We start from the raw sequence: 575 nt of genomic DNA, 5'->3' as shown, positions 1-575 counted from the left end.
TCCGGCACCAGTTACGGCATTGCCGGGCTGCTGATGCTGGCAGTCAGCCACCGGCTGTACCGGGCGGAAGACAGAGCGGAACGTCTGGCGCTGGTCGCCTGCCTGCTGGCTGTTATTCCGGCGCTTAACCTTGCCACCAGTGATGCAGCGGCGGTGGCCGGTCTTGTGATGACGGTGCTGACCGTTGGTCTGGTGTCGTGTGCAGGAAAATCATTACCCCGTTTCTGGCCCGGGGATTTTTTCCCGGTATTCTACGCCTGTCATCTGGCTGTGCTGGGCGTTCTGGCGCTGTGACGGGTGTGGTATCTTTGACCGTAACAGGATGATTCGTCAGAGGCAGAACACAGCATGACAGAGCAGAAGCGACCGGTACTGACACTGAAGCGGAAAACGGAAGGGGAGACGCCTGTCCGCAGCCGGAAAACCATCATCAATGTCACCACGCCACCAAAGTGGAAGGTGAAAAAGCAGAAGCTGGCCGAGAAAGCAGCCCGGGAAGCAGAGCTGGCGGCAAAAAAAGCGCAGGCCAGACAGGCGCTGTCCATTTATCTGAACCTGCCCACACTGGATGAGGC

General features: G+C 58.8%; 1 protein-coding gene and 1 pseudogene. Both read left to right on the top strand.

Going from position 1 to position 575, the window contains the following annotated elements; all coding sequences use genetic code 11:
* Positions 1-294 (top strand): type-F conjugative transfer system pilin acetylase TraX (gene traX / locus FTE26_RS08190; RefSeq protein ID WP_069067605.1); only part of this gene is annotated, 294 nt, incomplete at its 5' end.
* Positions 295-348: 54 nt separating this feature from the next.
* Positions 349-575 (top strand): annotated as a pseudogene (locus FTE26_RS08185) (fertility inhibition protein FinO); the annotation flags it as partial.

The organism is Escherichia sp. S10b (assembly GCF_028421345.1).
Classification (GTDB): domain Bacteria; phylum Pseudomonadota; class Gammaproteobacteria; order Enterobacterales; family Enterobacteriaceae; genus ECMA0423.
The sequence above is the reverse complement of the archived record's forward strand: the minus strand, read 5'-3'. Positions and strand labels throughout refer to the sequence as shown.